The sequence below is a fragment of the Kingella sp. (in: b-proteobacteria) genome (assembly GCF_030527935.1).
GTDB lineage: Bacteria > Pseudomonadota > Gammaproteobacteria > Burkholderiales > Neisseriaceae > Kingella_B.
Genome location: NZ_JAUMZV010000010.1, coordinates 1 through 11,853, shown reverse-complemented (window position 1 = coordinate 11,853; position 11,853 = coordinate 1). Strand labels below are relative to the sequence as shown.

General features: G+C 56.4%; 13 protein-coding genes. 9 read left to right on the top strand and 4 right to left on the bottom strand.

The annotated features are described in order from the left end of the window. Positions 1 to 35 precede the first annotated feature (35 nt). From Q4A85_RS04595 to Q4A85_RS04585, 3 genes are all read right to left on the bottom strand, one after another. Positions 36 to 977, bottom strand: a complete 942-nt coding sequence (locus Q4A85_RS04595; protein ID WP_303108034.1) for a fatty acid desaturase — start codon at positions 975 to 977, stop codon at positions 36 to 38. A 166-nt stretch (positions 978 to 1,143) separates the two neighbouring features. Beyond that, on the bottom strand, positions 1,144 to 1,860 hold the full coding sequence (locus tag Q4A85_RS04590) for a hypothetical protein (protein WP_303108032.1): 717 nt from the start codon (positions 1,858 to 1,860) through the stop codon (positions 1,144 to 1,146). 104 nt (positions 1,861 to 1,964) lie between these two features. Further along, the gene (locus tag Q4A85_RS04585; RefSeq protein ID WP_303108030.1) at positions 1,965 to 3,158 is read right to left on the bottom strand and encodes a hypothetical protein; all 1,194 of its coding nucleotides are present in this window, start codon (positions 3,156 to 3,158) and stop codon (positions 1,965 to 1,967) included. Here Q4A85_RS04585 and Q4A85_RS04580 point away from each other — a divergent pair. The 5 genes from Q4A85_RS04580 (at position 3,136) to Q4A85_RS04560 (ending at position 7,977) form a co-directional block, all read left to right on the top strand. Beyond that, a complete protein-coding gene (locus Q4A85_RS04580) occupies positions 3,136 to 3,723 on the top strand; it encodes a class I SAM-dependent methyltransferase (RefSeq protein WP_303108028.1) in 588 nt (195 codons plus the stop codon). The genes Q4A85_RS04585 and Q4A85_RS04580 overlap by 23 nt on opposite strands. Before the next feature lie 42 nt (positions 3,724 to 3,765). Then, entirely contained in the window at positions 3,766 to 4,773 is a 1,008-nt protein-coding gene (locus tag Q4A85_RS04575; protein ID WP_303108026.1) for a Rieske 2Fe-2S domain-containing protein, read from the top strand. 796 nt (positions 4,774 to 5,569) lie between these two features. Further along, positions 5,570 to 6,190 (top strand): hypothetical protein, encoded by a 621-nt coding sequence (locus Q4A85_RS04570; RefSeq protein ID WP_303108024.1) that lies wholly within the window; start codon positions 5,570 to 5,572, stop codon positions 6,188 to 6,190. Then, a complete protein-coding gene (locus Q4A85_RS04565) occupies positions 6,183 to 6,914 on the top strand; it encodes a hypothetical protein (protein WP_303108022.1) in 732 nt (243 codons plus the stop codon). Before Q4A85_RS04570 ends, Q4A85_RS04565 begins: the two co-directional genes overlap by 8 nt. 70 nt (positions 6,915 to 6,984) lie before the next feature. Beyond that, positions 6,985 to 7,977 (top strand): Rieske 2Fe-2S domain-containing protein, encoded by a 993-nt coding sequence (locus tag Q4A85_RS04560; RefSeq protein WP_303108020.1) that lies wholly within the window; start codon positions 6,985 to 6,987, stop codon positions 7,975 to 7,977. On the opposite strand, the gene Q4A85_RS04555 is transcribed toward Q4A85_RS04560, so the two are convergent. Beyond that, positions 7,941 to 8,159 (bottom strand): hypothetical protein, encoded by a 219-nt coding sequence (locus Q4A85_RS04555; protein WP_303108018.1) that lies wholly within the window; start codon positions 8,157 to 8,159, stop codon positions 7,941 to 7,943. The two genes, Q4A85_RS04560 and Q4A85_RS04555, sit on opposite strands and share 37 nt — an antisense overlap. Before the next feature lie 175 nt (positions 8,160 to 8,334). On the opposite strand from Q4A85_RS04555, the gene Q4A85_RS04550 reads away from it, so the two are divergent. From Q4A85_RS04550 to Q4A85_RS04535, 4 genes are all read left to right on the top strand, one after another. Further along, positions 8,335 to 8,823, top strand: coding sequence for a hypothetical protein (locus tag Q4A85_RS04550; RefSeq protein ID WP_303108016.1), 489 nt, complete (start codon positions 8,335 to 8,337; stop codon positions 8,821 to 8,823). A 125-nt stretch (positions 8,824 to 8,948) separates the two neighbouring features. Next, positions 8,949 to 9,308: a hypothetical protein gene (locus Q4A85_RS04545; protein WP_303108014.1), complete on the top strand. Its 360-nt coding sequence runs from the start codon at positions 8,949 to 8,951 to the stop codon at positions 9,306 to 9,308. 146 nt (positions 9,309 to 9,454) lie between these two features. Further along, positions 9,455 to 9,994 carry a nucleotide exchange factor GrpE gene (gene grpE, locus Q4A85_RS04540; protein ID WP_303108013.1) on the top strand — a complete coding sequence of 180 codons (540 nt, stop codon included), beginning with the start codon at positions 9,455 to 9,457 and terminating at the stop codon, positions 9,992 to 9,994. 181 nt (positions 9,995 to 10,175) lie between these two features. Continuing rightward, a complete protein-coding gene (locus Q4A85_RS04535; RefSeq protein ID WP_303108011.1) occupies positions 10,176 to 11,627 on the top strand; it encodes a cell division protein ZipA C-terminal FtsZ-binding domain-containing protein in 1,452 nt (483 codons plus the stop codon). Positions 11,628 to 11,853 lie beyond the last annotated feature (226 nt).

The following is an 11,853-nucleotide window of genomic DNA, read 5'->3' as shown; positions in this document are numbered from 1 at the left end:
GTGTTGGGGACGGTGTGCGCGGCAAGCTGCACACACTACGAATGTTTGTTTTCAGGCTGCCTATTTATCTGGCGGGATAGGATAGGATAGGTGGGGATATGGGGTAGTTTGTCTTGTGGCTTGGGACCTGTGATGCAGTGTCGCCAGATTGTCCAGAAGTGTGCGCCGTGGTGGGCGTGTTGGGGGAGTTGTGTCCACGGGGTTTGCGGGTGTTGGTGGTGGGCTAGGTGGTAGTGATAGTTGAGAAAAAACAGGCGGATAGGCTTGGGGACGATGAGATTCCATGCGCCGTTTTTGGTATCCAGCGGGGAGAAGGCGTGGTCGGTGTATTGTAGGGTGCTCCATTGCCAGCCGAAGGCGGCGTAGCACAGTAGCCATGATTGCCATGTTAAATCCAGTAGCGCAAATAGGGCAGCCTGAAAGGCGATGGCGCTCCACACTTCGGCTTTGGCGGCAAGGGGCAGGCGGTTGAGTGCGCTGATGTAGTTTTCTGCACCTGTTTGTTCGCCGCCTTGTTTGCCAAATAGTTGGCGGATGGTGTCGGGGATAAAACGCGGGGTAAGGGAAAAGGCGATGGCGCCGATGGTGGCGGTGAGCCAGTAGATGCCTGTGTAGATGGCGTACCATTGGGCGTATTTGAGCCAGCGGATGTCTTGGGGGTGGAGTATGTCAAATTGTTCGGATGGTCTGCGGTTGTTTTGGTGGTGCACGAGATGGAAGGTTTTTTGCAGGGTGTAGCCTGTGGGAAACCAAAGGGCGGTGTAGCGTCCTGCCCATTGGTTGAGCATTGGGTTGGCGGAAAAGATGCCGTGCACGCTTTCGTGGAGCAGGGAGAATAGGGTGTTGTTGCTGAGCGAGAATAGGATGGCGGCGGGCAGGGCGAGATACCATGCGGCGTGGGCGGCGGTGTGGAGTGTGAATAGGTTGGTTAGGCTGGCGGCGAGTAGGATGGTGAGATTAAGGCGGGTGGGGGGCATGGGTTTCCTTTTGGGATGGGGGTGGATGGGGGCAGACTGCATTTTCTAGGGAGACAAAGGCAGTCTGAAAAAAGGGTTGGTTGCGCTTTGATTTAATGTTAGTGATGCGTTTCAGGCTGCCTTTTGGGATTGCGTTGATTAGGCAGCCTGAAACGCATCACGCGGCTTATTCTGAACGCCCATCGGCTTGGGAGAGCCAATCCAGCAGACGTGGGTCGGATTGTTCTAGCAGGTCGGCGGGTTCGGGTGGTTGCTTGGCTAGGGTGTAGCGTTGGCTGCTTTTTAGGCTGGTCCAGTGGTCTTGCTGTAGTTTGGGCGTTGCGCCGTTTTCTTCTTCAAAGATGGGGATGTAGCCTGTGGCTTTGATTTTGCGGGTGGGAAAGTTGATGCTGATGGCGGTGCCGTAGCCGCCGTTGCGCATATAGCTGCTGGAATCTGCGCCGATAAGTTGGAATGCGCTGCCTTGCAGTCGGTAGGCGTAGGTTTGGCTGCTGACGCTGTATGAGCCGCAGGAGAGCCAGTAGTTTAGGCGGATGGTGAGCACTTGGTTTTTGATGGTTAGGCTGTCGTCTGCAAGCGGGTCTTCTAGGCAGGGGGTGTCGCGGCTGTGTTCGCTGGGCAGCCATGTGGCGCGGACGGCGGGTTGGTAGCCGTTTGCGCGGGCGAGTAATACGGTGAGACGGCGGGGGTTAAGGTTGAGCCGTTTTGCGCCGAGATTTTCGTTTTTGATGATTTTGCGCGGGTTTTGTTGTTGTTCAATGACGACTTTGTCGGCGCGCCCATCGCCGTTTAGGTCGCCGCTGGCTTGTTGGATGGTTTTCCATGCGGGGGCGGCAAGGGCTAGGCTGGGGAGTAGGGCTAGGGCGATAAGGGTGGGTTTCATGTTGGGTTTCCTTGTGAACAGGGGTGGGGGGTGGGAGTAGGCAGCTTGAAAATGTGTTTGGGCGGTAGGGCGCAACCTCCCCACCATCCGCGTTTTCAGGCTGCCTATATCATTGCGGCATCAATATACGGCACGCGCTCATCCAGCGTATAGGGCTGCGGGTCAAATTGCACGCTAAAAAGCTGCCCGCCGCTGGGGATGCTGGCGTAATCGGCAAGGGCGGCGCGCAGCGGGTGGCGTTCGTGGAATGCGCCGATAAGATAATGCAGCCCTGTGCCGTAGCTGGCGCGGTAGGCTTGGCGCAGCAGGGCGCGGAACACAGCCAAATCGTCGTGTTGCACGGCGATTAGCGACAGGTAGGCGTATTTTAGGGCATCGCCTGCGGCGGGCAGCGGCGCAAGCGGGGTGATGCGGGATAGGGCGTTGTAAACAGGGCGCAGCCATCGCCATGCGCCGTGGTAGGCATCAACGTGGATTTGGCGAAACGCGCTTTGCTGCCACAGGGCAAGCGTGCCAACGATGGTGCCGCTGGCTTCGGCGATAAAGATGTTTTCAGGCTGCATTCCGCGCAGCCGCCCGTTGTTTAAATCGCTTTCGTGGGAAATGGGGGCGAATTGGTAGCGGGCGTTTTCGCGGTTTAAAAAGGTGACAATATTTGCCCAATCGGCGGCGGTGGCGCGGCGGATGGCGATGGGATGCGGCGCGGCGATGGCGGGCTTTTGCCAGCCCAGCAGGATGAGCGGGGTGTGTATCGCGCCTTGCGGATGATAGGGCGGCAAGCCTGCGCGTTGGGCGGCGATGGTGGCAAGCGCGGCGCGGTTGTCTTGCAATATCATGCTGGTGTACACAGGCGCGGGGTTGGCGGCGTGGCGTTGGCGCAGAAATTGATAGGCGCGGCGCAGGTGGATGCTGTTGCGGTAGGCGGTTTGCACGCGCAAATCGGCAAGGTAAACAATGCTTTGCGCTTGCCCATTGATGTAGGCGGGCAAACGATAGCGCGCGCCCACGCCTGCCAACGCGCCTGTTTGGCGGTCGCGCCCGATAAACACTTCCGCGCTCTGCCCCAGCACGCGGCACGCGGCAAAATAGGATGGCTCGCGGCGAAAGGACAGCGTGAACCCGCCTTGCTGCATGGGGTTGTCGCGCAAGAGTTGGCGCAAATCGGCATCGTCAAGGGCGGTGGCAGCCTGAAAATCAACTTGGGGCATGATGGGGCGGTTGGGGGTGCAAAATGGGTATAATTGTACGCGCAAACTCGTTTTCAGGCTGCCTATCATGTTTTCCACGCTCAAATCCATTTGGCAAGGCTTAACCCAAAAGGGCACGGTCTTCCCCCATCAGCTCGCGTTTACCCTGCTTATCCCGCTGCGCAATCTTGCCCTATCGCCGCGTCAAGTGGTGGCACGGCTGCATTTGTCGCCACAACATCGCGTGCTGGAAGTGGGCTGCGGTGCGGGTTATTTCAGCCCTGCGCTGGCGCAAGCGGTGCTGCAAGGGGAGCTGGTGTTGGCAGATATTCAGCCTGAAATGCTTGCCTACGCGCAAAAGCGGCTGGCAAAACGCGGCATCGGCAATGCGCAGTATTATCTATGCCACGGCACGCGGTTTGACTTCCCCAGCCGCAGCTTTGACCGCATCGTGTTGATTACCGTGCTGGGCGAAGTTGCCGACCAAGCTGCCTATTTGCAAGAGTTCCATCGTCTGATGCGCCCCAATGGCATCGTGTCCATTTCCGAAACCGCAGGCGACCCCGACAAACTCTCCCGCGCCCAACTGACCGCGCTGATGCAAGCGCATCGGTTTGTGTTACAGCAAAGCTATGGCACGGAGCGCAATTACACGATGAATTTTCAGGCTGCCTAAACAGCCGTTAAACCAAACCATTCACCAAAAAAGGAACACCCCATGTCGCTCAAAAACCATTGGTACATCGCCACCACCGAAGCCGCCGCCCGCAAAAAGCCCCAAGCCGTGCAACTATTCGGGCAGCACTATGTGGTCTTTCACACGCAAAACAACCAATACGCCGCACTGCTAGACTGCTGCCCGCACCGCAACGTCCCCCTATCGGGCGGCAAAACCGCCAACGGCAACATCCAATGCCCCTACCACGGCTGGCAATTTGACGGCGCAGGCAAGCTCGCCCACATCCCCGCCACGCCAAGCTGCTGCCACGACGTGCGCATCCCCACCGCCCACGCCATCGCCCAAGACGGCTACGTTTGGCTGTGCATCGGCGAGCCTGTAAACGAAAAACCCCTGCCCTTCCCGCACCACAACGAAGCAGGCTGGACAACATTCCGCATGAACAAACACTTCCACGCCCCCGTTGCCCAATGCCTAGAAAACTTCCTAGACTGCCCGCACGCCGTGTATGTGCATCGCGGGCTGTTCCGCAGCCCCACCCGACAAGCCATGCAAGCCGAATTGCGCTATCTGGCAGACGGCGCAGAAGTGGAATACCACGGCGAGCCACGCCAAAAAAGCGTGGTGTGGGACACCCTGCAAAACCGCCACACCCAAATGCGCCACACCGACCGCTTCATCGCCCCCAACACATCGCGCGTGGACTACATCTTCTCCGACAGCAAACACTACATCATCACATCATCCTGCACCCCCATCAACGAGCGCGAAACCCAAGTCCACACCGTCATCAGCTACAAATACGGCAAACTCGCCCCGCTGATTCGCCTGTTTTTCCAGCCCCTATCGCACATCATCATCGGGCAAGACATCCGCATGCTCAAACGCCAACACGACACCATCCAGCGCTTCGGCGGCAAACCCCGCTTCTACCGCAGCCAAGCCGACCTGCTGCTGCCCGCCATAGAAGCATGGCGCAAAGCCCTAGACGAAAACACCGCCCCGCCCGAAGCAGGCAAAAGCGAAATGCGCGAGTTGTTTTTGTAGATGGCGGTTTCAGGCTGCCTTAGCTTTCAGGCTGCCTTTTAGCCTTCTTTATTTTTCGCCAGAGCAGGCGTTTCGCCGCCTACCACGAGCAGGGGCAAGCCCCTGCACCCCACCGTAGCCCCACCATTCGCGCCACCCCAACAGGCAGCCTGAAAATCATCCCCTCAGCAACTGCCCACCAACCCCATCAAACAAATTGTGGTGGGCAAACCAGTTGCCCACCCTACGGGCTTGCAGGATAGATTGCCTTTCAGGCTGCCTAACGCTTCACTAATGTTTAATGCTGCTGCCCACTCCCCTACGTCCAGCCGAACAAAGCATCCTTTTTTCGGGAAAAAGCGTGCGCTTGTCCGACGACGCGCAAAGCGCGGCTAGTTCGCACGCGCCGAAAAAAGGATGCGCAGTGAGGGAAGTTTGGCGTAGCCAAGCCTGCACGTCGGGGTCGCCTTTCTTTTGCTTTGAACCTGTATTCATTGTCCGCACGAATAGATTTTGCGTCATAAAAGCATGGATACAAGGCGCAAAGCGCAGCAAGGTTGGACACCTTGCGAGCATTTGCAACGCCGTAGCCATGTTTTTAGGCCGCAAAAGCTGTCGTGTGGATGATGAATGCAGGTTCACACTTTGGCGAAGCAAAGAAAAGTAAGTGCCCCGCTGGCATGAAGCGCATGGTTAAAGCTACACCGCAAGCCAACTACAAAGCACCAACCCTTTTTCCAAACTCCCCAATCCTGTAAACAATAATAAAAGCAGCCTGCCCCCCACTTTCAGGCTGCCTTAACGCCCCATACACGCCATGACCCCCAACCGCCTGCTCGCCCTTATCACCCTGCTCACCGCCTGCGCCTTCCATTTCTGGCAAAACCACCACGCCCCGCACGGCGGTGCCATCGCCCTGCCCAAAAGCCTATGGCTCGGGCTCACGCTCTATTGCTGGATTTTGCAACCCCCGCTCATCATCCGCCGCAGCCATCTTCCCCGTGCTCAAAACGTATGGCGGCTATTTTGGGCATTGATGCTCGCCCGTGCCGCCGCCGAACTCTGGCTACTCTACGGCGTGCACCAATGGAAATACAGCTACGGCATCGCCCACGACCTATGCTCCGCCGCCCTGCTGCTTATCGGCGCACACTACGCCCAAAATCAGCCCCAAAGGCAGCCTGAAACCGAACGCAACCATCCCAACCCCACCCCGTTCGAAATCCGCCATATGCACACCATCGCCGCCATGTTTCTATGCGAAGCCCTGTTTGCCTACTACATCTCCCACTTCAACGCCCAGCATACCCACGCCCAGCTTTGGTTTATCAACTGGCAACACGAACACATCCCCAACCTGATTTTCACGCTCATCAGCGAAGCCATCCTGCTAAAATGGCTGCATCGCATAGACACATGGCTCAACCAACATGACTAACCCGCTCACCACCCACACCCAAACCCCGCAAAGCCTAAACGCCGCACAAATCGCCCAACTCTACACCCTATACCAAACCTACTATGGCGGCACATCCGCCCCACTATTCCAACGCGATTTGCAAGAAAAAGACCACATTCTAATCTTGCAAGACCACGCGCACATCATCGGCTTCACCACGCTCAAAATCATCCACGCCCAGCATCAGAACCAGCCCATCCGCGCCATCTTTTCAGGCGACACCATCATCCAGCACGACTACTGGGGCAGCCAAACCCTGCCGCTGGCATGGTGCGAACTTGTCGGCAAAATCCAAGCCCAGCAGCCGCATATCCCGCTGTATTGGCTGCTGATTGTCAAAGGCGACCGCACCTACCGCTATCTCAACGTGTTCAGCAAACACTACTACCCCAACCGCAAAATCCCCACCCCGCCCGAAATCCAAAGCCTGATAAACCAGCTTGCCCGCGACCGCTTTGGCGCGTATTACCAAGCCGAGCGCGGCATCGTGCACTACCCGCAATCGCAAGGGCATCTCAAAGCCCAATGGCACAACAGCGCGAGCAACCGCAACCCCGAAGCCAAATTTTTCGCTGAAAAAAATCCCCACTACCAACAAGGCGACGAACTCGTCTGCCTAACCCTGCTTGCCGCCGACAATCTCAAATCCTTTGCTCTGCGCGGGTTTTTGGCAGGGCAAGCGGTGGAACAACCATCAACATAATAGGCAGCCTGAAAACCCCATCCCCCTTTTCAGGCTGCCTTAACCCACCACTCCCACCCCCAAACAAACCATGACCCACAACTGGAAACACTACCCCCAAACATGGTACGCCATCGCCATCGCCCGCCAGCTCCAACCCAAGCAAATCCTATCGGGGCAACTGGGCGGCTGGCACTATGTGGTGTACCGCAGCGAATCAGGCAGCCTGAAAGCCGCCGATGCCTTCTGCCCGCACATGGGCGCGCACCTAAAAGGCGGCAGCGTGGTGCAAGAAGCCATCGTCTGCGGACTGCACGGCTGCCACATCATCCCGCAAAGCCAAGCGCAAGCCGCCGCCCCCGTTACCCAAGCCGTGCAACAAGGCTGCTGCCTTGCCACCCGCGCATGGCACGTTATGGAACGCTTTGGGCTGGTGTGGCTGCATCCGCCCACGCCGCAAGCCCCCGCCGTGCCACCGTTTAATATGCTTGGCGAGCAAGACTACCTATGGACGCACACCAGCCGCCTGATTCACGCCGATTGGCGCGCCATGATATGCAACGGCTTTGACATCTCCCATATGCAAACCGTGCACCAGCGGCAAATTGTCGGCGAGCCGCAGTTTTTCAGGCTGCCCGATAGCGGCGGCATCCCGCAAGGCTTTTATATGGACTACCAAAGCCGCGTGCTGGCAAACGGCGGCTGGTCAAGCGCAGTCATCCAAAAACTATCGGGCGGGACGCTTCAACTGCGCCACACTTGCATTGGCACCGCCGTGATGGTGCAAAGCACCGTGGGCGCGTTTCACACCGTGGGCATCTTCGCCACCCTGCCGCAAAACCCGCCCGACACCCCGCCCGAGCAACGCCAAACCCGCGCCTTTGCCGTCGTTGCCGTGCCCAAAGCCGCGCGCTACGCCTCCGCCCAGCTCATTGCCGCCCGCTTGTTATACATCGCCTTTTTGCGCAAAGATTTCAACGTGGTAGAACACATGAGAATGCGGCTAGACGGCGTGGCAGACGCAGGCGTGCAACAAGTGAGCGCGTTTCAATCGGCGTTGCCTGAAATACAGCCTGAGTTGTAAACCCGTTTTAGCTTCGCAACCCCGCTACGCTCCGCAAGCTGCCACAATATCCCCCGCCAGCGCACGGCTTGCCAGCAAGCCGTAGGAGCGCGGTTCGCCCTTTCAGGCTGTTTTGGCATCCGCCCCGCGTTTAGGCAGCCTGAAAACCCATAGCGCGGAGGTCGGGCATTGATGCCCGACATCAAAAATCCAAATCCAAGAAACACCATCGTAGGGTGGGCAACTCGTTGCCCACCAAAAACGCACAGAGTAAGCCGCTTTACCACGCAAGCAGTTTGATACCATTCACACAGCCCAACTACACATTTTCAGGCTGCCTTTTACCCCCAAGGCAGTCTGAAAACCAAACCACACCCCATGCAAAAATTCATCCTACTACGCGGCCACGAAGGCGCAGGCAAAACCACTTATGCCGTCCAACTCATCGCCCAATTCCAACGCCAATACCCGCAAGCCCAAATCGTATACATCGACAACGACCAAGCCCTAACCGACCCCCAAGGCAACTACCACTTCAACTTTGAACACTTCGCCGCTGCCCACCGCCAAAACCAAGCCCGCCAGCAAGACGCGCTGGCATACGGCAAAGCCCATCCCCAAGCCGATGTACTCATCATCAACGCCAATCCCAACCAAAAACGCAAAACCTGCGAAACCATGCTCACCGCCGCCCGCCACCACGGTTTTGCCACCGAAATCTACCGCCTGCACCACTTCTACCCCAATCTGCACGGCGTATCGCCCGAAGATGTAGCAAAAAGTTATCAGCGGCTCAACGATAACCCCGTGGATGGCGAAATCCACATCGGCAAAGTAGACGGAAAATCAACAAATTGCTATGATTAGGCAGCCTGAAAAACCAATAAACCCCTTAACCACACAATATCAAAAGGCGTACCATGCAGTCCCATAAACCCATCGTCTTTACCTACATTGAATCAACCCATCTTGAATCAGAAGAGGACAAACTCATGCGAAATCTCAACACCCTGATGCACCGCATTTTCATGGATATTGAAGGCGTAACCGACTCCGCGCTGGTGGACGGTGCGGCAGGCAAGCTGATGAAACACGAAGGCAACCACACCGATTTTGAAACCCTAACCCACGGCATCGTCGCCATCTACAACTTCAAAGCCCGCATCTCCCGCGCCCTGCAAACCAAAGAGCCGATGGAATATTTTTGGGTAACGCTGCAAAACCAACACCACATTTTCTACCCCATCCCCATGCGCCCGCATATGTTTATCTACATTGCCGTGGACAAAACCAGCACCATGCCCACCAACGTCATCACCAAGCTCAAACAGCTTACCCTGCCCACCGATTAAACCCAATCGGACGGCGCAATCCGTTTCAGGCTGCCTTATATCGCTCTAATATATATATTAGGCAGCCTGAAAACTTGAAAATCCACACCGCAGCCCCTAATTAAGACCGCACCATGAAATACAACCCATTCAAAAAAGGCAAAAAAATGACCGAAACCACCCAAACCCCCGAAGCAGAAAACCCAAACCTAGAAACCACCGAAACCACCGCCCAAACCGAGCCGCCCACCCTAGAATCCCTGCAAGAACGCATCGCCGAACTAGAAGGGCAGCTCAAAGACGAACAACTGCGCAGCTTGGCAAACGAGCAAAATCTCCGCCGCCGCCATCAAGAAGAAATCCAAGCCGCGCACAAATTTGCCGCGCAAAAATTCGCCGCCGAAATGCTCACCGTCAAAGATTATCTGGAAATGGCGTTGCAAGACCAAAGCGGCAATTTTGAAGCCATGAAAATGGGCGTAAGCATGACGTTGAACGAGCTGAACAAAGCCTTTGATGCCACCCAAATCAAAGAAATCCCATCCGAGCAAGGCAGCAAGCTAGACCCCCACCAACACCAAGCCATGCAAGAAATCGCCGCCCCCGAGCAAGAAGCGGGCACGATTGTCGGCACGCTCAAAAAAGGCTACACCCTGCACGAGCGCGTCTTGCGCCCCGCTATGGTAACCGTAGCCAAAGCCGCCTAATCCACCCCAAAGGCAGCCTGAAAACCAGCAAACCGCGTTTCAGGCTGCCTTTGCTATATCAATATCTCCCATCATTCAACCATAGCGAACCCGTTTCAGGCTGCCCCATTTCCGCAAATCCGTTATAATCCCAACATTTAGCGCATTAGGCGCATCACTCTATTCGCACGGAACAATAAAAATGAATATTTTTCTACTCATCATCCTATTGCTGGTTGTACTTATCATCGTTGTCGCCTACAACATGCACCAAGAAAACCAATATCGCCAAAAAATCCGCAGCCAATTTGGACACGCCGACAGCGATGCCCTGCTCAACGCCAGCCACCAATCCACCCGCGACGGGCAAACTTTCGCCGAAACAGGCAAACGCCTGCGCCGCAGCCCCGTTAAACCCGAAGCGCAAAACCCAGCCCCCGCCGAGTCAAACCCACCCGCGCCACAACCCAAGCAGCCTGAAAAAGCCCAAACCGAATTACCGCAAACCCAACCCCAAGCCAAACCCCAAACCCAGCCCACCGAAAAACCCGCCGCCAGACCAACTGCACAACCCACGCCACAACCCATTGGCAACGAAATCAGCGTAACCATCAACGCCCAACCCGAAATTCAGGCTGCCGAACCAGCAATCTCCATCAATTTAGAACCCACGCCACCCGCTGCCAACCCCAAAGCCAACCCCAATCAATCCGAACTCCAATTTGACCGCGCCGAACAACAAACCAAGCGCGAAACCCCCTTTGCCCAAATCATCAACAGCGTAACCAACGTCGCCGCCCCCGCCAACGAAACCCGCAAACCACTCGTCTCGCTCGCCAGCCTAGAAAACAGCGATTTGCAATGGTTTGACAAACGCTTTGACTACATGAGCTACATCGCCCTATACGAACCCAAAGAACTCAACGTCATCCCCCGCCTATCAGGCAGCCACCGCTTCCAAATCATCGGCTGCACCCTAGACGGACGCTTCCAAGCCGCCGAGCCCATCCCCGGCGTTGCCTACCAAGCCTTTGTGATTGGATTGCAAGCCATCAGCCGCAGCGGGCTAGCCAGCGAAGAAGAGCTAGAACACTTCGCCCAACAATCCCGCCAATTCGCCGAAAAAATGAACGGCATCGCCAGCACCACCCACACAGGCGACTTCCTAGAAGCCGCGCGCCCGCTGGACGAACTCTGTGCCCGCGTGGACCAAACCATCGCCATCCACCTTGTTGCCCGCTCCAACGTATCAGGCAACGAACTGCGCCACACCGTAGAAAAAGCAGGCTTCATGCTGATGCACGACGGCACATTCGCCTACCTTGGCAGCGACGGCGACCCCAAATACACCATCGCTGCCCTAGACGGCAGCGTGTTCACCGAAGCCCTGCTCAGCAACCAACCCTACAAAGGGTTCAGCATGCTGTTTGACATCACCCGCGTCCCCAATGCCGAAGAAGACTTCAACGAATTTATGAACATCGCCGTCAAACTATCCAGCGAACTCGGTCTAGACCTTGTGGACGACCAAATCCGCCAACTCTCCACCGACTGGCTCAGAGAAGTCCGCGCCTATGTCGGCGCACGCCAAATCGAAATGCGCCGCGTCGGCATAGAACCCAACAGTCCCCTAGCCAAGCGCGTATTCGCCTAAACAAAAACCGTATCCCAATCGCATGGATACGGTTTTTTGCTTGCGGAATGATTTTCAGGCTGCCTATATGTTGATTTAAGCAGAGTAAAGGCAATCTGAAAGCACAAAATAAAGCGGCAACAGCTCATCGCCCAATGCAAGCCATCCACTAACTACCCATCCATCCCAAAAGCAGCCTGAAAGCCCCTTAACCCCATTTCAGGCTGCCCAGTTAAACCATGCAGCA